The following is a 26,217-nucleotide window of genomic DNA, read 5'->3' as shown; positions in this document are numbered from 1 at the left end:
AAACAATGGATTTTAAATTAACTGACGAACAAGAGCTTTTTGTAGCTGGCATTCGTGACCTAATGGCTAAAGAGAATTGGGAAAACTATTTCGCTGAGTGTGATGAAAACAGCCAATATCCAGAGCGCTTCGTTAAAGAGCTAGCTGAAATGGGGATCGACAGTTTGCTGCTGCCAGAAGAGCACGGTGGATTCAATGAAGGCATGGTTACCTTAGCAGTAATTTGGGAAGAGCTAGGCCGTTTAGGTGCGCCAACCTATGTGCTGTACCAATTACCAGGCATCACGACAATGCTGCGTCATGGTAGCCCTGAACAGATCGATAAGATCATGGCATTACGTGGCACGGGTAAGCAGATGTGGAACTCAGCGATTACCGAGCCGAGTGCAGGTTCTGATGTGGGGAGCTTGCTTACTACATACAAGCGCCGCGATGGCAAGGTGTATTTAACCGGTAGTAAGTGCTTCATCACTAGTGCTGCAGGTACGCCATATATTGTGGTTATGGCGAAAGATGCTGAGTCAGAAAAGCCTATTTTTACTGAGTGGTTTATCGATATGTCTAAGCCTAGCATCAAGATGAGCAAGCTACCAAAGCTTGGATTGAAAATGGACAGCTGTTGCGAGCTGCAGTTTGACGAGTTCGAGTTAGAAGAGTCAGACATGTTTGGTATCGAAGGCAACGGCTTTATGCGTGTTAAAGAGGAGTTTGACTCTGAGCGTTTCTTGGTGGCGTTAACTAACTACGGCGCAGCTTACTGTGCATTTGAAGATGCGGCTAAATATGCAAACCAACGAGTGCAGTTCGGTGAAGCTATCGGCCGTTTCCAGCTGATCCAGGACAAGTTTGCACATATGGCTATCAAGCTAAACAGCATGAAGAACATGGTTTATGAAGCTGCCTGGAAGTGTGACAACGGCACTATGACGTCGGGTGACTCTGCAATGTGTAAGTTCTACTGCGCCAACGCTGGCTTTGAAGTGATTGACTCAGCAATGCAAGTGCTTGGTGGTTATGCGATTGCTGGTGAACACCGTATCAGCCGCATGTGGCGAGATATTCGTGTTGACCGTGTATCAGGCGGCTCAGATGAAATGCAGATCCTAACTTTAGGCCGCGAAGTGCTGAAGCGTTATCGTTAATTCTCCACTGAGCAAACAGGCTGAGTGCTGCATCGTCAGTACATAGCCTGCGTGGTGTAATTGCTGGGGTATGAATCTTCTTTTTATTGCAAAGCAGATCGACACTGCGATTCATACCCCAGCACCCAATACGACAGTGTTTAATCAACAAATAAAGACAAGCTTCGCGACACTATGTCGTGGGGAATTTAATTCGAATATTAAGAGAGATGGGTATCATGTCAAATAAATTGTCCACACCTACGTTTGGTCCTCTTTCTGGTTTAAGAGTGGTGTTTTCAGGTATTGAAATTGCGGGTCCATTTGCGGCACAAATGCTAGCAGAGTGGGGTGCCGAAGTCATTTGGATCGAAAACGTAGCCTATGCGGATACTATCCGTGTTCAACCTAACTACCCAGAATTATCACGCCGTAATCTACATGCATTATCACTAAATATTTTTAAAGATGAAGGCCGTGATGCATTTCTTAAATTAATGGAAACCACTGACATTTTCATCGAAGCCAGCAAAGGACCTGCATTTGCTCGTCGCGGAATTACAGATGAAGTGTTATGGGAGCATAATAAAAAGTTAGTGATCGCTCACTTATCGGGTTTTGGCCAGTACGGTACTGATGAATACACTAACCTGCCTGCTTACAATACCATTGCTCAAGCGTTCAGTGGCTACCTTATCCAGAATGGTGATGTTGACCAGCCAATGCCTGCTTTCCCATACACAGCAGATTACTTCTCAGGTATGACGGCAACGACTTCTGCATTGGCTGCACTCTATCGTGTACGCGAAACCGGAGTGGGTGAAAGTATTGATGTGGCAATGTACGAAGTGATGCTGCGCATGGGTCAGTACTTCATGATGGATCATTTTAATGGCGGCGAAGTTTGCCCACGTATGACCAAGGGTAAAGACCCTTACTATGCAGGTTGTGGCCTGTATAAGTGTAACGACGGTTATATCGTCATGGAGCTGGTTGGCGGTATGCAGATTGAAGAGATGTTCAAAGATATGAATATCACCCATCTGTATGGCGGAGAAGAGATCCCTGCTGGAACTCAACTCATTCACCGTATTGAGTGTCCGTTCGGCTATCAAGTAGAGGATGCGCTGGATCTGTATTTAGGTGAAAGAAGCATTGAAGAGGTTATGGCAAGGTTTGCAGAATTGAAAGTGGCTTGTGCAAAAGTGCTGACAATTCCAGAGCTTGATAGTAACCCGCAGTACATTGCACGTGAATCGATTACTGAATGGAAAAACATCGACGGTAAGACCTACAGAGGTCCAAACGTGATGCCTAAGTTTAAGAATAACCCAGGTCAAATCTGGCGTGGTATGCCTAAGCATGGCATGGATACCGCTGCAATCTTGCAAGATATTGGTTACTCACAGGAACAAATTCAGAGCTTAAGCGAAAAAGGCTTAGTGAAAGTATCTGAGTGTAAGTGAGGCTAGAAGAATGGATATCGTTGGTAGCAAAACATTAAGATGCATGTGGGAAGAGCGTGCTCGGAAATTTAGTAATAACACAGCGTTGGTTTATGAGGATGCTGCTGGCGATGCCCAAGAGTTTACCTATAGTCAGCTTAATGACGAAATAACAAAAACTGCCAATTTGTTTTTTAGCCTTGGGGTCAAAAAAGGCGATAAAGTCGCAGTGCAGTTATACAACAGTCCGCAATTTATTTTCTGTTGGTTTGGCTTAGCCAAAATTGGTGCAGTGACCGTGCCGATTAACAGCCAATATCTACTTGCGGAGTGCCAATACATTATTGATAAATGTGCTGTAACAGCTGTTGTCATAGAGGAAGAGTTTCTTCCAATTTACAGTGCTATGCAGCAGGTTGCTGGTAACTCAATCAAGCATATTCTGGTCAGTAGGGCACAAAGCGAAACTCTTTCGCCGGCAATGAGCTTTGACCAATTGCTGCAACAGCAAGCTGTTGAGCTTACTCAGCGGATCACTCTTAGCAGTGATGACGTCGCCGAAATACTATTCACCTCTGGCACGACTTCGCAACCTAAAGGCGTAGAGATCACCCACTGTAATTTGCAGTTTGCTGGTTATTACACTGCGTGGCAAACCAGCCTGAGGTGCGATGATATCTATCTAACGATGATGCCGAGTTTTCATATCGACTTTCAGTGTAATGCGGCCATGGCTGCATTTACCGTTGGCGCCACATTGGTGATGCTAGAAAAGTACAGTGCACGTAAGTTCTGGCGACAAATCTGTGATTATCGGGCCACTATAACTCATAGTATGCCGATGATTATTCGCACCTTAATGCTGCAGCCTAAGGTTGCTACAGAGCAAAATCATTGCCTGCGTGACATGTTGTTTTTTTTACATATCTCCGATCAAGAAAAGCGTGATTTCGAAAGCCGATTCAAGGTGCAGCTATTTAACTCCTACGGCATGACTGAAACCTTAGTGGGCCTGATTGGTGATAGCCCATCAGAAGAACGTCATTGGCCATCGATTGGCCGACCAGGCTTAGGTTACGAAGCTAAGGTTGCTGATGAGAATGGCCAAGAGTTAGCTGCCAATGTGATTGGTGATCTCTGGGTTAAAGGAGTGCCTGGGCGAACAATAATGAAAGGTTATTACCAAGATGCTAAGTCGACAGAAGAAGTGCTCAGCGCTGATGGCTGGCTCTACACTGGCGATAAAGCCTATGTTGATGACCTTGGTCTGTTCTATTTTGTTGATCGAAAGACCAACATGATTAAGCGTTCCGGCGAAAACATCTCTAGCACTGAAATTGAAAAAATACTGATGTCGCATCCTTATATTCAAGATGCAGCAGTCATCGGTGTCGCGGATGTTATCCGTGACGAAGCGGTTAAAGCTTTTGTCATCTTAACTGAAGGGACTGTTTTAAGTGTCGACGAAATTCTGCAGTTTTGTGCAGAGAATATGGCGAAATTTAAAGTGCCTTCCTTTATCGAAATAAAAATTTCTTTTCCAAGAACTTGTACCTGCAAAGTACAAAAGAAACTTCTCAAATGAAGTTAACTTAAATTAGCTTTTTAATAAATGAGTCTGAAGTGGCTCTATATTGGAGTATTAACATGAGTGAATCATTACACGTTACCCGCAATGGCGCTATTTTAGAAATTACTCTTGATAGACCGAAAGCCAATGCGATTGACGCTAAAACCAGTTTTGAAATGGGCGAAGTGTTTTTAGCTTTCCGAGAGGATCCAGAGCTACGCGTTGCGATTATCACTGGTGCAGGTGAACGTTTCTTCTCAGCTGGTTGGGACTTGAAAGCGGCTGCAGAAGGTGAAGCGCCTGATGCCGATTTTGGTCCTGGTGGATTTGCAGGATTGACTGAAATCTTTGATCTGGATAAGCCCGTTATTGCCGCAGTAAATGGCTATGCGTTTGGTGGTGGTTTTGAGTTGGCATTAGCAGCAGACATGATTGTTTGCTCTGAAAACGCCAGCTTTGCATTGCCAGAAGCCAAATTGGGTATCGTCCCCGATAGCGGCGGAATGTTACGTCTACCCAAGTTGTTACCGCCTGCCATAGTAAACGAGCTTATGATGACAGGACGAGGTATGGGCGCTGAAGAAGCGTTGCGTTGGGGGGTTGTCAATAATGTGGTTAGCAGTGATCAGCTTATGGAAACTGCGCGTGAGCTTGCCCATCAAATTGCACAAGGAGCGCCATTAGCCATTGCAGCAATTAAAGAAATTTACCGTGAAACCAGTGAGCTATCAGTCGAAGAGGGTTATCGCCATATTCGCGCTGGTGGCCTGAAAAACTACCCTTCAGTACTACATTCTGAAGATGCGCTAGAGGGGCCATTAGCTTTCTCTGAAAAGCGTGCCCCAGTTTGGAAAGGCAAATAGGTAAAAATGTTTATTCTCGATAGAGCCTGATATTTCTGGTGAAGCATCAGGTTTTATTTTAACTGTTTGTCGGTAATGAAAGGATTTACAGATGGCGTTGAAATTAGAGATGCAAGGTCAGACCTATGGCCCATTCGTTAATGAATATACGGCTAGAGACTTGATGCTGTTTGCACTGGGTTGTGGTGCAGGCAGTGATGGCAAGACCGATCTTGATTATGTTTATGAGAAAAATTTTAAGGTGTTACCTATCTTTGCAGCCACTCAAATTGTTGATGCCGAAGTGACCAAAACTATCGATTACGGCTTTAACTGGGGTGGCTCACTGCACTGGGGCTTTGATCTGCATATTCATCAACCTTTGCCCACTAATCCAGGCAGGCTGAGCACCATGGTGTTGTTAAAAGGCTTGTTTGATCGAGGCGAAGGCCGCGGGTGCTTAGCACAACATATTGGTGAGACTTTCGATGAAGCCGGCACTAAGCTATTTACCAATGAGAGCTGGGATTGCGCCTTATATGATGGCGGCTTTGGTGGCGCCAAGGCGGCAAAAGATATCGTTGAGATCCCTGAGCGCAAACCTGATTTTGAAATTGAGCAAGAGATCCCATTAAATCAAGCACTGATCTATCGCCTTTCAGGAGATGACCATCCGCAACATGTGGATTGGGAATATGCGCAGGAGTTTGGTCATCCTAAACCTAATTTACACGGCGTGAGTACTGCTGGCGTTGCTTGTCGGCATGTTATTCAGGCAATGTTTCCTGGCGAGCCTGAGCGGCTAACGCGATTTAAAACACGCTTAACCAAGTCTTTGTATCCAGGTTGTCGAGTTAAGACTCAGATCTGGCAATGGCGCAATAACTGTGTCCATTTTTGCGTTATCGATGCTAATGACCCACAGACGTTCTATCTTAATTTTGGCCTTGTTGAATGGCAATAAGTGAAGGTTTTTATGGCGTGCTACGCGTTTGAAGGATTAATTCCAGTGGTTGAACCGAGTGCCTATGTGCATCCTACTGCAGTACTCATCGGTGATGTGATTATTGAAGCTGGAGTTTATGTTGGTCCCCATGCTTCACTTCGTGGTGATTATGGCCGCCTAATTTTGCAAAAAGGCTGCAACTTACAAGATGGCTGCATCATGCACGGTTATTGTGATGTGGATACCTTGATTGAACAAGATGGGCATATTGGCCATGGCGCGATTTTGCACGGCTGTGTTGTAAAGCGAAATGCATTGGTAGGGATGAACTCGGTCGTGATGGATGGTGCAGTGATTGGTGAAGACAGTATTGTTGCTGCCATGAGTTTTGTAAACGCTGGATTTCAAGGGTTGCCAAAGCAGGTGTTAATGGGACAGCCTGCGAAAGTGATACGTGAAGTGACCGAGAAAGAGCTGTCTTGGAAAGGCTTAAATACCTTGGAATATCAGGTGTTAGCAAAACGTTCAGCACAAAACATGCAAGTTGTGACGCCGCTTATCGCGGCTGAATCAAATAGACCAAGATTAAAAGGTGTTACTGAGGTGCTCCCCCAAGCCAAGCTTATGTAACTCAGTTAATTATGCCGCCTGAGTGAGCTTGTAAGGCTCAAGGTTTAAGGGGATGTGCGACCCCAATAACGCTTAAACCTGTTAGCGCCTCAGGCGGCCACCGTATCGAATTGAAGTAGGCTTTTGTGCTGGTGCATAGAAGTTGGATTTTATAAGGAAAGAACAATGGCGTTAGACCCCAAAGTGGCTCATTTTATTCAGCAGGTTACCGACTCTGGCGCTAAAGCCTACGAAGACTTGACTCCTGCTGAGTCTCGACGGCTAGAAATGAATGAACTGATAAGAAATAGAGGGGCTCGAGTACTAGAAAGTGTTGCGGGTGTTGAGCACAGCTTTATCCCAGGCCCGACAGCAGATCTGCCGATACGAATTTATCGGCCAATACATTGCGATATTGATGATCTACAGCCTGCGATCATCTTTATACATGGTAGTGGTTGGGTGGTCTCTAATATCGAGACTAACGACCATTTTAGCCGCGCTTTGGCTCATCGTACTGGTTCTGTTGTTATAGCTATCAATTATCAAAAAGCACCTGAGCATAAGTTTCCCATTCCCATAGACGATTGCTATGCATCAACTTTGTGGATTTTCGAGCATGCTAAATGTTTAGGGCTTGATGTAAACCGAATTGGAATTTTAGGTGACAGTGCTGGTGGTAATTTAGCGGCGGCAGTGACCTTAAGATTGCGGGACGAAAATGGTCCTAAGCTTGCCTATCAGGTTCTGATCTATCCTGCGGTTCAATACGGTTGGAACACGCCATCAGCGCAAACTCATGCCGAAGGTTACCTGCTGCAACAAGCGAGTATGAAGTATTATTGGGGGCATTATTTGCGTAGCGAAGCGGATGCCCTGAACCCCTATTGTTCCCCATTAAGCGCTCAAAGTCACAAAGACCTGCCTGCAACGCTTATCTATACCGCTGAGTTTGATCCGCTTTGTGATGATGGTTATTTATATTATAGGGAGTTAGAAAGTAGTGGTGTGAACGTAAAATATCGCTGTTTTGATGGGGTCATTCATGGGTTCATTAAAATGTTAGGAGTGTTTGATCAAGCTGATGAATTTCTTGATGAACTTAAGCAAGATCTACTAAAGGTTTAGCTGTCCGCTGTTAGGAGTATTGTTTGAATATGCTCGTGAAATAAAGGGTTTCGTGAGCTTGTTCGAATAAATACTAACGAGTTTACTTCGGACAAGGAATTAGCATCTTAATGTGCCCCAAGTTACATTTTTACGCTTAAAGCCTATGTTAGTCTCAAGCATCATGCACTAAAACTATGTAGTCAAATATGAATCATAATATTCCCTTAAGGGCGTTACAGGTTTTTGAATCATGCGCACGGTTAGAAAGCTGCTCCCTTGCTGCTAATGAACTTTGCATTACACAGAGTGCGGTTTCACAGCAGATTAAATTGCTTGAGGATTATTTCCTTGAGAAACTGTTTCACCGTAACGCCGGCAAGATTACTCTGACAGAGTCTGGCTTAGAACTTCGACAGAGACTTGCGCCCGTTTTTTATGATTTAAATAGTGTTTGTGCCAGTTTAGTACCTGATATGTCCAACGAGGTACGTATTCATTCATACAACTCACTTGCTGCGCGTTGGTTAGTGCCTAAAATGGCAAAACTTAGACGAGAACATCCTGAATTTAATATCAATGTGGGCATGTTCCAAGATGATGTTGAAATGAGTGATATGTTGGCAGATATCTTTATCATTACCCGAGAATGTCAAGATGGATATAGCATCATCCCATTGGTAGAAGAGAAGCTTGAGGCATATTGCAGCCCCAAATATCTCGAACAACACCCTAATATCTCGTTAGATAACTTCCACGAACAAACCTTGCTATATTCAAAACACAAAGATTATGGTGTCGATTGGGAAGGGTGGTTTAGATTTAACAAAGTGGGTGTAGGTCCACTACAGAGAAAATTTATTTTTAACCATAATATGCTAGCGGTACAGGCAGCTATTTTGGGGCAGGGATTAGTATTAGGCTTAGAACAAACTTTACAAATAGAGGTTGAGTCGGGAAATCTGGTTAAGTTAGAGCTACCTCATTTTTACACTGGCTGGACGTACTCGGTCGCTTACAAATCATCAAGAAAGCGAGATATTCGTATAACCAAAATTGTTGACTGGATCATTAAAGAATATGCTAGAAGCGGTTCTTAACTAACAAATTTCAGCCAATTCCTGCTAGTAATTTTGCTACTTGCTCTGGTTTACTTATCTATAATAGATAAGTAAACCCTCATTAAACTTGAGATAGTTAATGAGGGTATATTGTTTTTTATTAACAATTAGCATCGACAAATTTACTTTAAATCAAAAGTATATAGCCGTTAATGGTTTGCTATCTCATAGTAACAAACTCTTCCGCACCCGTTGGGTGAATAGCCACTACAGCATCAAAGTCTGCTTTGGTAGCGCCCATCTTCATTGCTACACCAAAGCCTTGGAGGATCTCATCCATACCAAAGCCAATGCCATGGATACCGACAACAACTTCATCTTCACCGGCACAAATCAACTTCATTTTACAGGCTTCACGGTGTGCAGTAATGGCGGTGTACATTGAGGTAAAGCCAGAGGTATAGACCTTAATGTTATCTTTGCCAAATTGCTCTTCAGCTTCTGGTTCAGTCAGTCCCATAGTACCAATAGGCGGGTGGCTGAATACTACGGTTGGAATAACGCTGTAATCCATTTTGGCATCAGGCATGTTACCAAATAGGCGCTCTGACAATAAACGGCCGGCTTTTACTGCAACGGGGGTAAGCTCTACGCCACCCTCCATGATGTCGCCAACGCAGTAAATACCTTTTGCTGTTGTATTTTGCTGCTCGTCGGTGACCACATAACCTTTTTCATTAAGCTTTACATCAGTATTTTCAAGACCAATGTTGCTAGTAGAAGGTGAGCGGCCAATGGCCCAAATTAGGCTATCTACGGTAATGCTGTCGCCGTTTTCAAGTTCTAGTGTCAGGCTATCATCGGCATTTTTAACCACAGCTTTTGGAATGCTATGGGTGTGTAATGTCGGCCCATTGATCTTCATCGCTTCAACTAAGGTATCAGTCAAAATCGGATCGAAGTTACGCAGAGGAGCATGTTTACGCACTAATAAATGAGTTTCGCTACCTAATGCATGTAATACGCCGGCAAGTTCAACCGCAATATAACCTGCGCCAACAACGGCAACACGCTTTGGTTGTTCGCGCAGCGCGAAGAATCCATCTGAATCAATACCGTATTCAGCACCAGGAATATTTGGAATGGTTGGCGCGCCGCCCGTAGCGATAAGGATATGATCGGCGGTGTAGTGCTCACCATCAACTTCAATAGTATTGGCGTTAATAAACTTACCGTAACCATTTAGCAGAGTGACGTTATTGCTGGCAAAACCACGTCCATAAGCATCGTGGATCCGGCTAATATAGGCTTCACGGTTATCAACTAAAGTGTTCCAGTTAAAGTTATTAACTGTTACGTCAAAGCCATAATCTTTAGCGAATAGGTGCATAGATTCGGCGACATGAGCGCCATACCACATCACTTTTTTAGGTACACAGCCTACATTTACGCAAGTGCCGCCAACGTGTTTTGCTTCAATTACCAATACTTTTGCGCCGCGCATTGCTGCACGATTACCTGAAGCGATACCGCCGCTACCAGCGCCAAGACAGATATAATCAAAATGTTGAGCCATTTGTATCTCCAAAAAAGTAACTTATTGAGGAGCAAAAGCGAATAAGACTGAGGCTTTTGTTCCTGTGTACGACTGATGCCAATAAATAGATGACGAATTTAGAACCAAAAAGATTCACATCATCCAAAATTCTTATGGCTTGTCGAATCTAGATACAGCCATTGTAGAGCTAAATATTTATTTGAACCAGAGCAAATATCTCAGCGATAGATTGTGAGCTTGCTAACTGATATTGGGATGAATGTTGTCCATTTCAATCTTTGACCACCAGGCTTAATTCATCCGGTAACAGTTAAGACCTGATCCTAGTCTGAGAACTTTCAGCTCCCTTTTCCTGGGTTAGCGTCGATATTGGCAGCTATGATGGTCACTCGGATTGGGTCCTTCTACACCACACTTTAAGCATTCCCATTCATCTTGCCGCACGTTAAGTTCTTGCTGCTGATGTTGATTACGGTGATTTACACCTAATCTAAGTTGTTTCTCTAGCTGTTTCATGCGGCCATTAAGCCAGCGGCAGCCCGCGTCATTGGCCACGTTTTTGCGGCTTGCAAGCTGTTGTTTACGACTGGTTTTTTTGTATTTCGATTTAGGCTTGGATAGGGGCGTTTTAATGTTATGGCTGCTGTTTACTGCTGGGGGAGTTGAGTAACTCAAGGCCGTTTTGTTTTGGGTCGGTATTGTCAGCGGTTGGCCTTTATCATCCAGTACAGTACCTAAAGGTAAAGTGGAGGGATCACTTGCTATGGCGTAAGGGCAATGAAGTAGTAAAAAAATGATGGTGACGCGATAAAAGGTGAGTAACATTCCTTGTCCTCTAGGCTGTATTGCATCTGCAATCCTTTGCAAATGACAGTGTTGCTATTGTTGCAGCGTATTAAGGCTGCAAAAACAACTATAGCTCAACCAAATAGGATGGGGAGTTATTTAAAAGCTCCAGCTGAGGTGCATACCAGCGTAAGTTTCATCTAAACCGCTGCTGTTGCCGTTTTCTCTCGCTTCAAGTTTAATATCTTCTTGGGCAATGCTGTGGCTTATATGCCCAGACAATACCCAGTGGTTAATCAGTACATATTCGGCCTCAATACCGAACTGTAAGTGGTTGGCACCGTTATGTTCTTCTGTCACGTATTGAAAGTCGAACCCTTGGGTTATGTAGGGGGAGATAGTAAAGCTCTCTGTCAGCGCCCAGTCACTGTGAACGGTAAACTCAACAAAGTAACCAGCAGCTTCGGTAGAATAGGTATAACTAAGAGAAGGCACTAACCAATCGAACTGGGTGTATTCGATGCTACTAAAAAGCTCGTTATCATTAGCACGTTCGTTGCCGTAAAACTCCAAGCGTTGATAGCCAACATTACCGACCAAATGTTCACTTAAGTTGAAGCTATAGTCGATGCCAAAGTTCCATTCAGTATAGTGTTCACTGTCACCGCGTCCGACAGTGGCATAAATGTTAAAGTTGTCTTTTTGTATGGCTGCTGTCGCCCAATATATGCCACCGTTTGAGAGATTATCTCGACCCTCTGAAATGTATTTTGAATCCCAGCCCAGATCAAATATTGCTTCAAGCTCTTGATTCTCAAGCTGAGATTTTTTTTCAATAATTCGGTTAGCGTGGGAGTCGTCAATTTTTTTGGGGTCATCAGCATGTGCTGCTGAAGCACTTATTAGCAGCGAAATTGCAAGAGCAAGTGTGTTGGCATTTTTCATGGTGAAGCTCAATATTTAGGCGAAAGTTAACATCGCGTACATCATAATTTGCGGATAGTGAATGTAAATGATAATCGGTTGTATTTGCGAGGCGCTTTGCAATACTAATTATGACGGTAACCCGGCCTGAAGAAAATTGACTTTAGTCAAAGATAAACAAATTGTTACCTGTTAGGCGGTATATTTATGGCAACTATTCTTACTAATACAATTGAATATTGGCTTACTTACCCTCATCTCTTTATCTATCAACTTAGAATGTTAAGGACTCAACCATGAGCAACCCCTTATTACAAAGCGCTAAGCTTCCACCTTTTTCTAGTATTAAGCCTGAACATATTCAGCCAGCTGTAGAGCCAGGGGATTGCCAACTGTCGTGCCAAAATCGATGAAGTGTTAAAAAATACTGGCGCTTTTAGCTGGGACAACCTTGTGGCTCCGTTAGATGATGTAGATGATGAACTTGGGAAAATCTGGTCACCTATCTCACACATGAACTCTGTCGTTAGCAATGATGAATGGCGCGCAGCTCATGATGCCTGTTTACCATTACTCTCGGAGTACGGCACATTCGTCGGTCAACATCAGGGGCTTTATCAAGCCTATAAATCGCTTGCCGCATCAGCTGAGTTTAACGATTACTCGCAAGCGCAAAAGAAGATGATTGCGAATAGCCTGCGTGACTTTGAACTCTCAGGTATTGGCTTAAGTGATAGCGATAAGCAGCGTTATGGCGAGCTTGTTAAGCGGATGTCGGAGCTCACTAGTGGTTTCTCTAATCAACTATTAGATGCAACCCAAGCGTGGAGCAAGTTGATCACCGATGAGAATGAGCTTAAAGGTTTACCTGAGTCAGCAATAGCTGCAGCTGCGGCGATGGCAGTTGCCAAAGAGCAACAAGGCTGGTTATTTACCTTAGACTTCCCATCTTATCTGCCAGTAATGACCTACAGTGAAAACCGTGAGCTGCGTGAAGAGTGCTACCGCGCATTTGTGACTCGTGCGTCTGACCAAGGTCCTAATGCGGGTGAGTTTGATAATGGTCCATTAATGGATGAGATCTTGGCTTTACGCCATGAACTTGCAAACCTTTTAGGATTCGACAGCTTTGCCGATAAGTCTTTGGCTACCAAAATGGCCGAAACCCCAGCTCAAGTGCTGGAATTTCTAACTGAACTGGCAACGCGCTCTAAAGCACAAGGTGAGACTGAACTTAAAGAGCTTACCGAGTTCGCTGCGAGCGAGTATGGAGCGACTGATCTGGCTGCTTGGGATTTGAGTTTTTACGCCGAGAAGCTAAAGCAACACAGGTATGAGATCTCTCAAGAGTTACTGCGTCCTTACTTCCCTGAAGACAAAGTGCTATCGGGTCTGTTCTATACTGTGTCGCGTCTATTCGGTCTTAAAGTCGAAGAGCAAAAACAGTTTGATAGCTGGCACGAAGATGTGCGTTTCTTCCATATCAGTGACAGTAGTGGCGAGCATAGAGGCAGTTTTTATTTAGATCTTTATGCCCGTGAAGGCAAACGTGGCGGCGCATGGATGGATGACTGTCGCGCACGTCGTGCAACATCCGTTGGTCTGCAAGATCCAGTGGCTTACCTAACGTGTAACTTCAATGCACCAGTAGCGGGTAAGCCTGCGCTGTTCACCCATGATGAAGTGACCACACTGTTCCATGAGTTTGGCCATGGTATTCACCATATGTTGACCAAAATTGACGTAGGTGGGGTATCTGGTATTAGCGGGGTGCCGTGGGATGCTGTGGAGCTGCCAAGTCAGTTTATGGAAAACTGGTGTTATGAGGAGGAGGCGCTGGCTGAGATCTCTGGACATTTCGAAACGGGTGAGCCTTTACCTAAAGAGATGCTCGATAAAATGCTGGCGGCGAAAAACTTCCAGTCAGGCATGATGATGTTGCGCCAGCTTGAGTTCTCACTGTTTGATTTTAAGATGCATCTAGAGTTTGACCCAGCTGCTGGTGCGCAGATCCAAGACAAGCTTAATGAAACTCGAGACTTGGTTGCTGTAGTAAAAGCGCCTGAGTTTAATCGCTTCCAACATGGTTTTGCGCATATTTTTGCTGGTGGTTACGCGGCTGGTTATTACAGCTATAAATGGGCTGAGGTGCTATCGGCAGATGCTTTCTCACTGTTTGAAGAGCAGGGGATCTTTAATGCTGAAACAGGCAAGCGCTTCCTTGAGAACATTCTTGAAATGGGTGGCAGTGAAGAGCCGATGGAGCTATTTAAACGCTTTCGTGGGCGTGAGCCGAAAACTGATGCGCTGCTAAGGCATAGTGGTATTAATGGTTAAACCGCAGAATCATTGAGTAAAAAAAGGCGCTTTGAGCGCCTTTTTTCTTTTAACCAATCCTATTGGAGTGGTCAATTAAGCAATGGCTGGGCTTTATATACCTATCCCACTTGAAAATGCCTCGCCTACATGGATGTAGGTGCTTAGGTTCAGCATGGAGCAATGAACCTGTGACTAAAGCCCATTAAACTCCCACAGAATCCTGCATTTTCAGGTCGGATGGGTATATATGCCCGCTCAGCCAGAATCCACACCTTCATGTTGAACGGGTATAGAGCAAAGGTTTGGTAATACTTCATGGCTTGTCATCTGGTATGACCTTTGGTAGCCTGCCCGCTGTTATTTATCAAGGATGTGGGTTTAGCAGTAAATGAATCTCTATTTTAGGCTTTTTTGGTTGTTTGCTTGGCGCGTACGTCATTGCAACAAAATTGATTTTTTAGGTACAAGTACTCTGAGCTACCGTGCACTTCCTAGCGATTGCGATATCAACTTTCATCTGACCAATTCACGTTATCCAGCGTTTATGGATCTGGCTCGAACCTATATGCTGTCTGAAATGGGATTACTAAAACGTTTCTTAAAGCTTGGCTGGATGCCGATTATTAATGCCGCCGAATTTACCTATATTCGCGATATTAAACCCTTTGCCCAGTTCAATATTGAAAGCAAGATGGTCGGATGGGATGAAAAGTACTTCTATGTTGAACAGCGCTTTGTGAGTGAGCGAGGCTTACACTGTATTGCTCATGTACGTGGTGTATTTGTTTGCAAGCGTAAGCAAGTACCAATCTCAGCCATGTTGGAAGAGATACAGTTTAATGCTGCTCAACCAGAACTGCCCACAGAAGTGCAGAAATGGAAAAGCTTTTTACAATTGAAAAAGCAGCAGAACACATAGAACTGTTATGCCTGACGCGCAAGCGTCAGTGCGACTTCCTCTTGCACCTGATTAATCGCACCCCGCAGTGTGGCTTGGATCCAGTAACGGCCTAAATGTTCATAGTCCAGTAGATTGAATTTTGTTTCTAACGACAGTAGGCAAGGAATTGTCGCGCAGTCGGCAAGACTGAAGCTGTCGCCGCATAGCCAGTGATTTCTGGCAAGACGCCTATCAAAGCTATCTAAAGTGGTCAGTAACTCATTCTCAAGCTGCTTGATTCTTAGCTGGTTGTTCAAATTTTGACGCTGTGCGCTCTGCCAATTATCGATCACCTTATCGAGGCGTGTATCACTGAGCCTGTCATAGAGGCGTACTTGTAGTGCATCAGGGGTGGTAAATGGAATTAGTTGAGTACCTTGATCGATGGTCGCATCAAGGTATTCTATGATAACGCTCGCATCTGGGATTATTTCTCCAGACTCAATTCTTAATGTCGGCAGATAACCCGTCGAATCTATTCGCTGGAATTCGCGCCTCGCATAGGGATCCGTAAGATCAATAATATGCGGATAGAAATGAGCTTGTTTTTCATAAAGGGCAATGAGAACCTTTTGTGATTGTCGTGACAGTGGATGGTAATACAGATCCATACTAGTGACTGGCTCCAATCTAAAGTTATTGGGTTAACTCTAGTCGCTAAATGGGTTCCCCACAATGTGCGTATTTTGCTGTGTAAATGGCATTCACGAGTGTTATGTTGAGAAAGCAATGCCGTTCAGCGGGTTAGTAATAATTAAAGGAAAAATAATGAGTCGTATTGAGACATTTGCTTCAATCTATGAGCGAGCTGCGGAGCGAAAAGGCGGACCAGCTGGGCTTGAGTTGTTGATGCCCGCGAGTCTTGAAGAGGATGAAATCGGTCAATACAAGGATGCACAGCTACTATCTGAAATGAGCAAAAAGGTGTTTCAAAGTGGTTTTGTATGGCGAATTGTTGAGGCCAAGTGGCCAGCTTATGAAAAAGCATTTTTTGATTTTGAGCCCTTTAAAGTACTGATGTTATCTCCTGAACAGCTGCAAGATAGAGCCAGCGACGCCTCGCTCATTAGGCACTTAAAGAAAACCATGGCGATTTACGACAACGCCCATATGGTGAATGATATCGCCCGCGAATATGGTAGTTTTGCAGACTATTTAGCGAACTGGCCAAGTGAAAATATTACGGGGTTATGGGCCGAACTTAAGCGTAAAGGTAACCGCCTCGGTGGTAACACTGGCCCCTATTTTTTACGTGCTATCGGTAAAGACACATTTTTACTGACGGGGGATGTACAGGGATACCTCAAAGCCCACCATTTAGTCGATTATGGCTTTAGCTCAAAAGCGGGGCTAAAACAGGTGCAAACGGTGTTTACTCATTGGCAGCAAGAATCGGGGCGTAGTTTGGCAGATATTAGCCGAATTTTGGCATGTAGCGTTGGGGACAACCGTTTTTAACTCCTCTTAACCTTACAATCTGTTGGATGTTTTCTTTTTGCTGATGACGTTCGCTTATAGTTAATTTCCGCTATCCAATGTCAGCTAATCTACACTTAAAGCTAATAGGTTAGCTGCAAGCGCTGTTTTGTTTACATTTATGAAACATATGTGGCTGATTTAGCGCGAAAATTCTTATTAGCTTACAAATTAAACTGGTAGATCACCTTGTTGACAAGCCGACATTATGAGATAAAGACCCGCTAAATCATTAGACAAAAAATTATGCTTTCAAAGGTTTAATTGACGGCATTTTGTGCTTCATACCAATCGGTATAAAGATTTGATCGCTCAGCGAGAGTTTAGCGGTTTTGAGGCAAGGAAGTGAGTGAAGCGCATAGTTATTCTACGTTCAAGCTCATTAACGCAGCAACAGAGCTGCTAAAACTCGCCTGGAAGGAGTGTTTTTGGCTTTCTACTTCGGTGTTGGATAAATGCAAAAGGGAACAACCATTATGTCAATTATCCGCCTTGAATTAGTTCGCCGAAAACACTCTGAGTAGATCAACTACTTATACTGATTGGTATTATATAAATCAATTACCAAATAGATGGCTTTATAGGAGTTCTCATGCGGCAAATAGTGAAAATTGCCTCTGTTTTAAGTGTGGCGTTATGGATAACTGGCTGTGATCAAAAACCGGAAAACATGGGGCCTCAAGAAAGAGGGCCTATGGAGGTGGGTGCAATTACCATTGCAGCTAAACCTCAATCTATTCTGGTTGAGTTGCCTGGTCGAAGTAAGGCTTATCTCGAGGCTGAAGTTCGCCCTCAAGTGAGCGGTATCATTATGAACCGCGGTTTTGTTGAAGGTAAAGATGTCGAGAAAGGACAGTCGCTATATCAAATCGATTCGGCGACTTACAAAGCAGCACTTGTGAGTGCCAAAGCCGATCTTAAGAGTGCCGAAGCAAGCTTAGTATCAGCCAAAGCCAAGGCATTACGTTTTAAGAAATTGGTAAAGCTGAACTCTATCAGTGAGCAAGATTACGATGAAGCTGATGCAGCTTATAAAGAAGCATTAGCGCGTGTTACTGTGGCTGAAGCCGCGATTAATACTGCGTCGATTAACCTTGAGTACACTGAAGTGCGTGCGCCAATTTCTGGCCGTATCGGTAAGTCATCAGTAACCGCCGGGGCGTTAGTCACTGCAAGCCAAACTGATACTTTAGCTACGATTCAACAGCTGGATCCAATTAACATTGAGATCACTCAATCCAGTGCTCAGTTATTACGCTTAAAGTCGCAAATGAAAGATGGCCAGCTTAAGGCATCTGAAAATGCGGGTGTGAAGCTTATTTTGGAAGACGGCTCGACTTACGGGCATGATGGTTTATTGCAGTTTGCTGAAGTCAGCGTTAATGAGAATACCGGCTCAGTGATTTTACGTGCTGAATTCCCTAATCCTGACGGTCTGTTAATGCCGGGTATGTACGTGCGTGCTGTACTCAATACTGGTACTGACCCAGAGGCGATTCTAGTGCCGCAGCGTGCGATTACTCGTAACACTAAAGGCCAGGCTGTCGCCATGGTGATTACTGACGGTAAAGTGGCATCACGTATTGTGACCACTGCACAAGTGATTGATAACCAGTGGCGTATTACCGAAGGTTTGAATGTGGGTGATCAGCTTATTGTTGAAGGTCTGCAAAAAATTCGCCCTGGAGCACCTGTTAAGGCTGGTCCTTTAGTGGCTGATAAGAAACCTCAAGCACAACAACAGAAATAGGGTAGAGCTATGGCACGTTTCTTTATCGATCGCCCTATTTTTGCTTGGGTAATCGCCATTATTGTGATGCTGGCAGGGGTGTTATCCATCCTCGGTTTACCAGTGTCACAATATCCTAATATTGCGCCGCCATCGGTGGTGATTAGCGCTGTTTATCCTGGCGCCTCTGCGAAAACGATGGAAGATTCGGTAACTCAGGTTATTGAGCAACGTATGACAGGCCTTGACCATCTGCGTTACATTTCATCGACCAGTGATAGTTTTGGTAATGCACAAATTACCCTAACTTTTAACGCTGAGGCTGATCCTGATATTGCTCAGGTACAGGTGCAAAATAAGCTCCAGTTAGCCATGCCCTTGTTACCGCAAGAGGTACAGGCACAAGGTGTGAACGTCGCGAAGTCGAGTGCTGGCTTCTTGATGGTTGTAGGGTTTGTTTCTGAAGATGGCTCGCTAGATAAAAACGATATCTCGGATTACGTGGGTTCAAACATTCAAGATCCTCTCAGCCGGGTACCGGGTGTGGGGACTATTGAGCTGTTTGGTGCTCAATATGCGATGCGTATTTGGCTTGATCCATTAAAGCTGACCCAATATAACCTGACGAGCATGGACATTATCTCTTCTATTAGAGAGCAAAATGCCCAAGTCTCGGCAGGACAGTTAGGTGGTTCTCCATCTGTTGCTGGACAAGAACTTAACGCGACAGTTTCGGCACAAAGCCGTTTACAAACTGCTGATCAGTTCAAGAAAATTATTATTAAAGCCGACCCTTCTGGTGCCAAAGTGTTCCTTGAAGATGTGGCACGTGTAGAGCTAGGCGCTGAAAGTTATGCGGTTGAGTCTTTTTACAATGGTAAGCCTGCAGCGGGTATTGGTATTCAGTTGGCAACAGGTGCTAACGCACTGGCGACGGCTGAAGGTGTTCGAGCTAAAATCGAAGAGATGCAACCTTTCTTCCCTGAAGGGATGGAGATTGTTTATCCGTATGACACCACCCCTTTCGTTGAAAAATCGATTGAAGGCGTAGTCCATACATTACTTGAAGCCGTGGTCTTAGTATTTTTGATCATGTACCTGTTCTTGCAGAACTTCCGAGCCACCCTGATCCCGACTATTGCTGTTCCTGTGGTTCTACTGGGGACATTTGCGATTTTGTCAGCGGCAGGATTCTCGATAAACACCTTAACCATGTTTGCGATGGTGTTGGCAATCGGTCTATTGGTTGATGACGCGATTGTTGTAGTCGAGAACGTTGAGCGCGTGATGCAGGAGGAGGGACTTAGTCCAATTGAGGCCACCAAGAAGTCGATGGATCAGATCACTGGTGCGCTTGTGGGGATTGGTTTAACGCTATCGGCAGTGTTCGTTCCTATGGCATTTATGTCGGGTTCAACTGGTGTGATCTACAGGCAGTTCTCAATAACGATTGTATCGGCGATGGCTCTGTCAGTCATGGTGGCGATTATTCTTACGCCTGCTCTTTGTGCAACTATGCTCAAACCGATTGCTAAAGGTGAAGGCCATAAGAAGACAGGTTTCTTTGGTTGGTTTAACCGTAAGTTTGATGCACTAACCTCGCGTTATGAAGACAGCGTTGCAGCTATGATCAAGCGCGCCGGTCGCACTATGATGGTTTATTTGGCCATTACCGTTGCTGTAGGTTGGATCTTTATGCGTATGCCAACTGCATTCTTACCTGATGAAGATCAGGGGATCTTGTTTACTCAGGCTATTTTGCCAGTGAACTCGACTCAGGAAGCGACGCAGAATGTACTGGAAGATGTTACTGACTTTTACTTAAACGCTGAAGGCGATAATGTTAAATCTGTATTTAGCGTATCAGGCTTTAGTTTCGCCGGTAACGGTCAAAACATGGGGATTGCGTTTGTTGGCTTGAAAGATTGGTCGGAACGCCAAAATCCAGGACAGGATGTGCAGTCAGTAGCTGGACGTGCGATGGGCATGTTTATGCAGATGAAAGAAGCATTTGTATTTGCGTTTGTGCCGCCGGCAGTTATTGAGCTTGGTACTGCAAACGGTTTCGACTTTTATCTACAAGATCGTAATGGTCAGGGTCACGATAAATTAGTTGAAGCACGTAATATGCTACTTGGTATGGCGTCGCAAAACCCTAACCTTGTGGGCGTACGTCCTAATGGTCAAGAGGATGCACCGCTTTATCAAGTGCATATCGACCATGCGAAATTGCGTGCCTTAAGTGTCGATATTGATGCTGTAAACAGTGTGCTTGGCACTGCTTGGGGTGGTAATTACGTCAATGACTTTATCGATCGTGGGCGAGTGAAGAAAGTGTACGTGCAAGGTGAAGCCGAGTACCGTATGCAGCCTGAAGACATGGACTCTTGGTATGTGAGAAACAGTCAAGGCGAAATGGTACCTTTCTCTGCGTTTGCTACAGGATCATGGGAATATGGTTCGCCGCGACTAGAGCGCTTTAATGGTCTACCAGCGATGAATATTCAAGGTGGTGTTGCACCAGGCTTTAGTACTGGTGAAGCAATGAATATTATCGAAGACATGGTTAAGAAATTACCACCAGGGTTCGGTGTTGAGTGGAATGGTCTATCTTATGAGGAACGTCTCTCTGGTAACCAAGCACCAATGCTATATGCCTTGTCAATTGTTGTGGTATTCCTGGTATTAGCGGCATTGTACGAAAGCTGGTCAGTACCATTTGCGGTTATTCTAGTGGTTCCTTTGGGGATTATTGGTGCGCTGCTGGCGATGAATGGTCGTGGTTTACCAAATGACGTATTCTTCCAGGTGGGTCTGTTGACAACGGTGGGACTGGCAACCAAAAATGCCATCTTAATCGTAGAATTCGCCAAAGAGTTCTACGAGAAAGGGGCGGGCTTGGTAGAAGCAACCCTGCATGCAGTTCGAGTGCGTCTGCGTCCGATTCTAATGACATCATTAGCATTTGGTCTTGGTGTTGTGCCACTCGCTATCAGTAGCGGCGTAGGCTCTGGTAGCCAAAACGCAATTGGTACTGCTGTACTAGGCGGTATGATGAGTTCTACCTTTATGGGGATCTTTTTCATTCCAATCTTCTTCGTGATTGTTGAGCGTATGTTCAGTAAGCGCGAACGAGATAATGCTAAAGCCGCCAAGGCAGAAGCTAAAGCGAATAAATAACGTCACAGTTATTGACTAAAAAAGCCCAGCATTTGCTGGGCTTTTTGTTGCTTGAGTCTGACCCGAACTGAGATTTGTTGAGGTTTTATACCAATTGCATTAAAAGTTTGACCATTCAGCGGGAATTCAAAACGCTGTAGGCAAGTAGTGGAATTTGAGCTAATAGTTATTCTCGGCTCTGGCATCCTGCTTCGCTCTCGATAATTGCTCCTGCATTATTCTACCTTCGACCATCCTTGGTCTCGTACCTCCTAAATCTGACCGCCAAGGAGGGCCGGAATGTCTTATTTTGTATGGAACAAAATAGACCATTTAGTCGTATATCCAAATCCCATAGCGAAGCATACAGCGTTTGCCAATTTGTTTAACCTCAGCCGCACTACGTGAGCCCCTCAGTCTTTCCACTTCTGCTTTGCATTGGCTTAAAAGGGAATAACCATTTCTTTACCAATGCGCTTTGAATTGAAAAGGCTGAGGGGCTCTGAACTGGTCAAATACTTAATGCAATTGGTTTTAGGTTGCCACTCTTGTGTACAAAAGCAGATTTGGGCTAGCAGATTTGTGCCCCAAAGTTGGTAGATCTTTAAATGAAGACTGACTACATTTTTGATTGGTGTTACTAAGCAGCAGGTTCTTTATTTTGGCTGCATCATTGCCAATCGCCTGCAGCGGGCGGATGTACAGACACTACCGTGACACGCTGCAAGTCCATCCTTGGAAGCTCGGCCATGACGTCCATGTCATGGACGGTCACGGCCGTATCTGCACTCGAAAACTGGTGTTTTATTTTGTACCGTAGTGGTAAGGCTTCTAGCACGGAAATGCCCCAAAATGAGTTTACGCCAGCAATTAGTCCAATGCAGCAATAACCTCTTTGCAATATTTTTTCTCATCAGTCGGAAAGAGCAGTGTTTGTGTTTTTATACAGTATTATTGGTTTTGTGCGGATAATCACCAAATTATGCGCAATCAGTTCGCGGGTTGCTATTGAGCTAAAATAAAAAGAATAGTAAATTCAAGTAACTAAAAACGCGCTCGCTCGTTTTGCAGGAGATACGAGGCAAACAAAGTGTGCATTCTCGTTTTTCCAGAAGGTGCATTTGGACTAGCCGTTGAAAATCATTATAAATCAGACGCTTAAGTTCATACGCTTTGACTGGTCTAACCTGATAAACGCGCAAGGCGTGTATACAAATGTTAGGTAAATAGGCAAACACGGAGTGTTATGAAGTCACCAAAGGATGAAGCAGATAAAAAGTTTTCAGTTCGAGATAACTTAATACTACTTGTTATTACTTTAGTGCTTGCTGGATTAGCACTCCTTAATATTGTCGATGGCTATGCTTTAGGTCGAAATGGCAGGTATTACTTATCGGAAGAGCCTGTCATGTTTTATATCGTTGTAGCACCTAAAATTATTATTTCTTTTATGTGTTTCTATTACGCAGTAAAAAACCATTTAAAGTTCAGAGTATAAATTTACCTAACAAGCTAATAAATAAGGACAAATAACAGTTGGCTGCTTGCTCCTTCGTCGCTTATTTTAGCCAACAATTATTTGCCCATTATTAGGGCTACATGGACTCCCCTTTGTCAAGCAATAGTAATCACACAACAACAGTGGATCTGACAGCAGCTCTACATTCGGCGTTTGATTAGCTTGCTGCCTAAACAGCTTTTGGCTATCGCCCTGATGATTTGCGCTTGAGCAAAGATCTCATTCGTTAAACAGTATTACTTTCTCTTTCAAGAAAGATGTACTTCCCAACTAACCAGATTCTATCGCTCTCGGTCTGACCGTGTTATCGTCAATTGCTAATGCGTCGACTCGGTGGGGTTAACCGTTTGGGTTAATCCTTTTTACGTTTTTACATAGTTAACTTGGTACTCTTGTCCTGATTGCAATAATGACCAAATTAGCCGTGCATTTTTAGCTGCCAAAGCAATGACAGCTCTTTTGAAACCTCTTCGCTCGATAAGGGCTTTAATCCATAAACTAGTTCTATCTATTTTATTGGCACAGTTTGCGATGACAGCGCGAGCACCATGGATTAGCGAGGTGCGGATATGCTTCTCACCGCGTTTACTTATTCGACCTAGTGTTGGCTTTCCGCCAGTGGAATACTGCTTCGGCACCAAACCTATCCAAGCTGCAAATTGGCGGCTAGTTGAGAAGTGTTTTGCATCACTGACTGTCGCGACTACTGCTGTTGCGGTAACTTCGCCAATACCTGGTATGGTCATTAACCGCTTAGCGTCTTTCATCTGGTTAGCAAGGGCATAGAGCTTTCGGTCAGACCTTAATATGTCTTGGTTTTGTTGTTTTATGCTCAGCCATAAATCATGGAGTAGTTCGCGGGCTAAATCAGGCAAACCGTTCTCAGCATCCTCGAGAATTTCAACAATATGCTTTTGAGCAGGATAACGACCTTTAGGCATAATAATACCAAACTCGGATAGTAAGCCACGTAATCGGTTTATCATCGCCGTACGGTCTTTGATTTGGCCTTGTCGAATGCGGTGTAGGCATAAAACGGCTTGTTGCTCTTCGCTTTTAATACAAACAAAGCGTGTTTTTGGTCTAGTCACTGCCTCACAAATGGCTTCAGCATCATTGGCGTCATTCTTTTCACTTTGGCGATAAGGAATAACGAATTTAGATGCCATGATACGTACGTCGTGGCCGTATTTTGTAAACTCTCTTGCCCAGTAGTGAGCGCCAGAGCAAGCTTCCATCCCGATAATACAGGGTGGAATGTTAGCGATTTTTTCTAACAGCTTGTTTCTTTTAACTGTTTGCTTTAGTTTAGTTTTACCGTATTCGTCAACACCATGAATACTAAAAACTAATTTGGCTAAATCGATGCCAATTGCTTTAATTAAGGACATATGGACTCTCCTTGATTGAATGTTTGCACTTTCAATATGGCACATAGTGGCCAATTGGTAAGGGGAGTCCATATCATTCGTTAGCTGCCAAGGAAGACTATGAGTACAATTCTAGAACAAGGTGTAATAGGAATAGTTACAGGTATTTGTACAACTGCTGTTCTTTTTCTAATTAAGTCTATTTGGGTTACAAAAGTAATCCCATTCATTGAGGCTAGAAAATACCAAGGTGTTAATATTGAAGGTCAATGGACTGGCTCAGGAAAAAATGAAGATCCCGACAAAGGAGATACATACGAAACTGAGTTTAATTTATTCCTAAAACAAAGCGCACATCATTTAAGTGGCTCGTTTCTCTTTAAATTTAAAGACCCAACTAAAGACGTAAACTTAGATTTCGATGTAAGTGGTTATATGTGGGAAGGCTATGTTACGTTAAACTTCACACCCAAAGATAAAAGAGTAACTTCTTATGCAACTACATTGCTTAAACTGCATGATGGTGGCAGTTCATTAGTTGGTACTTGGTTGTTTCGAGATGTAATTAAAGAGTTTGTAAACCAAGTGCCTCTTGTTTTGGTCAGGAGTTCTGGCAGCTAACAAGAGACTATGGCGTCAATAGCTAGTTTTAAGCTTTTGGCGCTTCCCACAAAACACCATCTCTTAGCATCGAATTTAGGATCACAACCATCTTTCTTACGCATGCAATAATCGCGACTTTCTTAGGTTTTCCTGCGGCAACGAGTCGCTGATAAGTCTCTTTAAAAACGGGGTTGGATTGTATTGCTGACATCATTGCCATGTACAAAACGGTTCTAACTTGATGTCGCCCTCCCTGGATTTTTCTATGGCCTTTAAAGCGTCCACTTTCTTTATTCATCGGTGCTACACCAACCAACGAACTGGCTTCTTTGTTATTAATATAGCCAAGCTCTGGTAGGTTACTGATAATGGATGCTGCGGCAATTTTACCTATTCCTTTCATGCTTTGCAGGATAAGGTTTTTAGCTTGATAGTCAGCGTTCGATTCGATGAGTTTAACGATTTTATCTTCTATCTTCGTTATCTGATTTTTGAAGACCGTTAAGATTGGCTTGATCGTCATTGCAAGCTCTTGAGGGAGAATTTGAAGCCGATTCTTTTCCATCGTTTGCATGACCAAAAGCTGGCTCCGCCTTCCTACGAGATCGCTCATAGCCTGCATGACATCAGGCTTTAGCGTTGATAGCCTAGGTTTAATCGCTTCACTGTAATGAGCTATCAGCTGTGCGTCTAGCTTATCTGTTTTAGCGCGTTGGCCTATTGCTCCAGCAAAGCGTTTAATGTGAACCGGATTGGCTATCACGAAGGGTAAATTGGCGTTAGCACAAGCCATGATAAAGGGCATCTCAAGACGTCCTGTCGCTTCAATGACAATACGCTCAGGATGGTACTTTTTAATGAGGCGCACTGCTTCTTTAATCCCTTTTTCATCGTTAGAAACGGTGAAATAGATATCTAGTGGTCGAATATAAATGTCGAGTTGGTACTTACCAGTATCGACACCAACGTTAATGTTTTGATTAGTTTTTGATTTCATAATAAGCTAACTCTTGCTTGCAAATGCGGGTTCGAGACCCAGTAGACTATTCGAGTATTTTGCTTGGAGTCGTTTGTCGCGTTCTTTCTTGTTATCGGTCTCTCGATAGAGGATCCATCATTCAATCGAACTACGA

20 protein-coding genes and 1 pseudogene are annotated in these 26,217 nt (G+C 43.9%); 15 read left to right on the top strand and 6 right to left on the bottom strand.

The features are described from left to right. The first annotated feature begins 5 nt into the window (after positions 1-5). From caiA to SWP_RS21825, 8 genes are all read left to right on the top strand, one after another. On the top strand, positions 6-1,142 hold the full coding sequence (gene caiA, locus SWP_RS21860; protein ID WP_020914884.1) for a crotonobetainyl-CoA dehydrogenase: 1,137 nt from the start codon (positions 6-8) through the stop codon (positions 1,140-1,142). A 218-nt stretch (positions 1,143-1,360) separates the two neighbouring features. Then, positions 1,361-2,587 carry an L-carnitine CoA-transferase gene (gene caiB / locus SWP_RS21855; RefSeq protein ID WP_020914883.1) on the top strand — a complete coding sequence of 409 codons (1,227 nt, stop codon included), beginning with the start codon at positions 1,361-1,363 and terminating at the stop codon, positions 2,585-2,587. A gap of 10 nt (positions 2,588-2,597) precedes the next feature. Then, the gene (caiC, locus tag SWP_RS21850) at positions 2,598-4,151 is read left to right on the top strand and encodes a crotonobetaine/carnitine-CoA ligase (protein ID WP_020914882.1); all 1,554 of its coding nucleotides are present in this window, start codon (positions 2,598-2,600) and stop codon (positions 4,149-4,151) included. A 62-nt stretch (positions 4,152-4,213) separates the two neighbouring features. After that, complete coding sequence (gene caiD, locus SWP_RS21845) at positions 4,214-4,999, top strand: crotonobetainyl-CoA hydratase (RefSeq protein ID WP_020914881.1); 786 nt, start codon at positions 4,214-4,216, stop codon at positions 4,997-4,999. Between the two features lie 91 nt (positions 5,000-5,090). Continuing rightward, positions 5,091-5,942 carry a MaoC/PaaZ C-terminal domain-containing protein gene (locus tag SWP_RS21840; protein ID WP_020914880.1) on the top strand — a complete coding sequence of 284 codons (852 nt, stop codon included), beginning with the start codon at positions 5,091-5,093 and terminating at the stop codon, positions 5,940-5,942. Between the two features lie 12 nt (positions 5,943-5,954). Beyond that, a complete protein-coding gene (gene caiE, locus SWP_RS21835; protein ID WP_044556178.1) occupies positions 5,955-6,554 on the top strand; it encodes a carnitine operon protein CaiE in 600 nt (199 codons plus the stop codon). Between the two features lie 165 nt (positions 6,555-6,719). After that, positions 6,720-7,661, top strand: coding sequence for an alpha/beta hydrolase (locus tag SWP_RS21830; RefSeq protein WP_020914878.1), 942 nt, complete (start codon positions 6,720-6,722; stop codon positions 7,659-7,661). 188 nt (positions 7,662-7,849) lie between these two features. Continuing rightward, positions 7,850-8,740: a LysR substrate-binding domain-containing protein gene (locus tag SWP_RS21825; RefSeq protein ID WP_020914877.1), complete on the top strand. Its 891-nt coding sequence runs from the start codon at positions 7,850-7,852 to the stop codon at positions 8,738-8,740. A gap of 181 nt (positions 8,741-8,921) precedes the next feature. Here SWP_RS21825 and gorA read toward each other — a convergent pair whose 3' ends face one another. The 3 genes from gorA to SWP_RS21810 form a co-directional block, all read right to left on the bottom strand. Next, a complete protein-coding gene (gene gorA, locus SWP_RS21820; protein WP_020914876.1) occupies positions 8,922-10,277 on the bottom strand; it encodes a glutathione-disulfide reductase in 1,356 nt (451 codons plus the stop codon). Between the two features lie 339 nt (positions 10,278-10,616). Next, positions 10,617-11,084 (bottom strand): hypothetical protein, encoded by a 468-nt coding sequence (locus SWP_RS21815; protein WP_020914875.1) that lies wholly within the window; start codon positions 11,082-11,084, stop codon positions 10,617-10,619. A 120-nt stretch (positions 11,085-11,204) separates the two neighbouring features. Continuing rightward, on the bottom strand, positions 11,205-11,990 hold the full coding sequence (locus SWP_RS21810; protein WP_020914874.1) for a hypothetical protein: 786 nt from the start codon (positions 11,988-11,990) through the stop codon (positions 11,205-11,207). Positions 11,991-12,265: 275 nt separating this feature from the next. On the opposite strand from SWP_RS21810, the pseudogene prlC reads away from it, so the two are divergent. After that, positions 12,266-14,306: pseudogene (gene prlC, locus SWP_RS21805) on the top strand (oligopeptidase A). 370 nt (positions 14,307-14,676) lie between these two features. Next, positions 14,677-15,207 carry a thioesterase family protein gene (locus tag SWP_RS21800; protein ID WP_020914872.1) on the top strand — a complete coding sequence of 177 codons (531 nt, stop codon included), beginning with the start codon at positions 14,677-14,679 and terminating at the stop codon, positions 15,205-15,207. 5 nt (positions 15,208-15,212) lie between these two features. On the opposite strand, the gene SWP_RS21795 is transcribed toward SWP_RS21800, so the two are convergent. Continuing rightward, positions 15,213-15,839 carry a glutathione S-transferase family protein gene (locus tag SWP_RS21795; RefSeq protein ID WP_020914871.1) on the bottom strand — a complete coding sequence of 209 codons (627 nt, stop codon included), beginning with the start codon at positions 15,837-15,839 and terminating at the stop codon, positions 15,213-15,215. Between the two features lie 157 nt (positions 15,840-15,996). On the opposite strand from SWP_RS21795, the gene SWP_RS21790 reads away from it, so the two are divergent. From SWP_RS21790 to SWP_RS21775, 4 genes are all read left to right on the top strand, one after another. Continuing rightward, positions 15,997-16,686: a DNA-3-methyladenine glycosylase I gene (locus SWP_RS21790; RefSeq protein ID WP_020914870.1), complete on the top strand. Its 690-nt coding sequence runs from the start codon at positions 15,997-15,999 to the stop codon at positions 16,684-16,686. Between the two features lie 610 nt (positions 16,687-17,296). Continuing rightward, positions 17,297-18,454, top strand: coding sequence for an efflux RND transporter periplasmic adaptor subunit (locus SWP_RS21785; protein ID WP_020914868.1), 1,158 nt, complete (start codon positions 17,297-17,299; stop codon positions 18,452-18,454). Positions 18,455-18,463: 9 nt separating this feature from the next. Next, complete coding sequence (locus tag SWP_RS21780; protein ID WP_020914867.1) at positions 18,464-21,613, top strand: efflux RND transporter permease subunit; 3,150 nt, start codon at positions 18,464-18,466, stop codon at positions 21,611-21,613. A gap of 1,225 nt (positions 21,614-22,838) precedes the next feature. Further along, positions 22,839-23,090: a hypothetical protein gene (locus tag SWP_RS21775; RefSeq protein WP_020914865.1), complete on the top strand. Its 252-nt coding sequence runs from the start codon at positions 22,839-22,841 to the stop codon at positions 23,088-23,090. 383 nt (positions 23,091-23,473) lie between these two features. Here SWP_RS21775 and SWP_RS21770 read toward each other — a convergent pair whose 3' ends face one another. Then, positions 23,474-24,502: an IS110-like element ISSpi2 family transposase gene (locus SWP_RS21770; RefSeq protein WP_020914864.1), complete on the bottom strand. Its 1,029-nt coding sequence runs from the start codon at positions 24,500-24,502 to the stop codon at positions 23,474-23,476. A 99-nt stretch (positions 24,503-24,601) separates the two neighbouring features. On the opposite strand from SWP_RS21770, the gene SWP_RS21765 reads away from it, so the two are divergent. After that, positions 24,602-25,102, top strand: coding sequence for a hypothetical protein (locus SWP_RS21765; RefSeq protein ID WP_020914863.1), 501 nt, complete (start codon positions 24,602-24,604; stop codon positions 25,100-25,102). 28 nt (positions 25,103-25,130) lie between these two features. On the opposite strand, the gene SWP_RS21760 is transcribed toward SWP_RS21765, so the two are convergent. Continuing rightward, a complete protein-coding gene (locus SWP_RS21760; protein WP_020911050.1) occupies positions 25,131-26,081 on the bottom strand; it encodes an IS110-like element ISSpi5 family transposase in 951 nt (316 codons plus the stop codon). Between the last annotated feature and the right edge of the window lie 136 nt (positions 26,082-26,217).

Source organism: Shewanella piezotolerans WP3 (assembly GCF_000014885.1).
Taxonomy (GTDB): Bacteria; Pseudomonadota; Gammaproteobacteria; order Enterobacterales; family Shewanellaceae; genus Shewanella; species Shewanella piezotolerans.
This window is presented reverse-complemented; position numbering and strand designations above follow the sequence as displayed.

What these genes read in the sequence shown, in the direction of transcription:
- caiA (WP_020914884.1), top strand. Translation starts at nt 6, where the DNA reads ATGGATTTTAAATTAACTGACGAACAAGAGCTTTTTGTAGCTGGCATT.
- caiB (WP_020914883.1), top strand. Translation starts at nt 1,361, where the DNA reads ATGTCAAATAAATTGTCCACACCTACGTTTGGTCCTCTTTCTGGTTTA.
- caiC (WP_020914882.1), top strand. Translation starts at nt 2,598, where the DNA reads ATGGATATCGTTGGTAGCAAAACATTAAGATGCATGTGGGAAGAGCGT.
- caiD (WP_020914881.1), top strand. Translation starts at nt 4,214, where the DNA reads ATGAGTGAATCATTACACGTTACCCGCAATGGCGCTATTTTAGAAATT.
- SWP_RS21840 (WP_020914880.1), top strand. Translation starts at nt 5,091, where the DNA reads ATGGCGTTGAAATTAGAGATGCAAGGTCAGACCTATGGCCCATTCGTT.
- caiE (WP_044556178.1), top strand. Translation starts at nt 5,955, where the DNA reads ATGGCGTGCTACGCGTTTGAAGGATTAATTCCAGTGGTTGAACCGAGT.
- SWP_RS21830 (WP_020914878.1), top strand. Translation starts at nt 6,720, where the DNA reads ATGGCGTTAGACCCCAAAGTGGCTCATTTTATTCAGCAGGTTACCGAC.
- SWP_RS21825 (WP_020914877.1), top strand. Translation starts at nt 7,850, where the DNA reads ATGAATCATAATATTCCCTTAAGGGCGTTACAGGTTTTTGAATCATGC.
- gorA (WP_020914876.1), bottom strand. Translation starts at nt 10,277, where the DNA reads ATGGCTCAACATTTTGATTATATCTGTCTTGGCGCTGGTAGCGGCGGT.
- SWP_RS21815 (WP_020914875.1), bottom strand. Translation starts at nt 11,084, where the DNA reads ATGTTACTCACCTTTTATCGCGTCACCATCATTTTTTTACTACTTCAT.
- SWP_RS21810 (WP_020914874.1), bottom strand. Translation starts at nt 11,990, where the DNA reads ATGAAAAATGCCAACACACTTGCTCTTGCAATTTCGCTGCTAATAAGT.
- SWP_RS21800 (WP_020914872.1), top strand. Translation starts at nt 14,677, where the DNA reads ATGAATCTCTATTTTAGGCTTTTTTGGTTGTTTGCTTGGCGCGTACGT.
- SWP_RS21795 (WP_020914871.1), bottom strand. Translation starts at nt 15,839, where the DNA reads ATGGATCTGTATTACCATCCACTGTCACGACAATCACAAAAGGTTCTC.
- SWP_RS21790 (WP_020914870.1), top strand. Translation starts at nt 15,997, where the DNA reads ATGAGTCGTATTGAGACATTTGCTTCAATCTATGAGCGAGCTGCGGAG.
- SWP_RS21785 (WP_020914868.1), top strand. Translation starts at nt 17,297, where the DNA reads ATGCGGCAAATAGTGAAAATTGCCTCTGTTTTAAGTGTGGCGTTATGG.
- SWP_RS21780 (WP_020914867.1), top strand. Translation starts at nt 18,464, where the DNA reads ATGGCACGTTTCTTTATCGATCGCCCTATTTTTGCTTGGGTAATCGCC.
- SWP_RS21775 (WP_020914865.1), top strand. Translation starts at nt 22,839, where the DNA reads ATGAAGTCACCAAAGGATGAAGCAGATAAAAAGTTTTCAGTTCGAGAT.
- SWP_RS21770 (WP_020914864.1), bottom strand. Translation starts at nt 24,502, where the DNA reads ATGTCCTTAATTAAAGCAATTGGCATCGATTTAGCCAAATTAGTTTTT.
- SWP_RS21765 (WP_020914863.1), top strand. Translation starts at nt 24,602, where the DNA reads ATGAGTACAATTCTAGAACAAGGTGTAATAGGAATAGTTACAGGTATT.
- SWP_RS21760 (WP_020911050.1), bottom strand. Translation starts at nt 26,081, where the DNA reads ATGAAATCAAAAACTAATCAAAACATTAACGTTGGTGTCGATACTGGT.